Genomic DNA, 337 nt, shown 5'->3' with positions numbered 1-337 from the left:
TGACGGCTGCTAGCTCTCAAAGCGCGTCTTTAAAAGTCTCGCCTTATGCCCCTCATAGTGATGGGACGAGCAAGGCAAAGATTCACGCAAAATGGGAAGCAGCTTGGAGGGCAGTGAAATGACGAATATTATTTATGACGACGTACGCAATGGCGCTTATCTTGGACCCTACGACCCCGATATGTCAAATGAAGAAGTGCTGTTTGCATCAGGAGCATTCATTGAAGCGGGAACTGTCATGGGCAAGATAACCACAACGGAACACTATGTCCCCCTTAATCCAGCAGCATCAGATGGCAGTCAAACACCGGCAGGGATTTCTTTTGCCACTATTGAC

1 protein-coding gene is annotated in these 337 nt (G+C 48.4%); it reads left to right on the top strand.

Annotated elements, in window-relative coordinates:
• Positions 1-118: 118 nt before the first annotated feature.
• On the top strand, positions 119-337 hold a 219-nt coding region (locus tag ACFIJ8_RS08485; RefSeq protein ID WP_375639391.1), incomplete at its 3' end, for a head decoration protein.

Source organism: Bartonella sp. MF74HXZ (assembly GCF_042194445.1).
GTDB classification, from domain to species: Bacteria; Pseudomonadota; Alphaproteobacteria; order Rhizobiales; family Rhizobiaceae; genus Bartonella; species Bartonella grahamii.
This window is presented reverse-complemented; position numbering and strand designations above follow the sequence as displayed.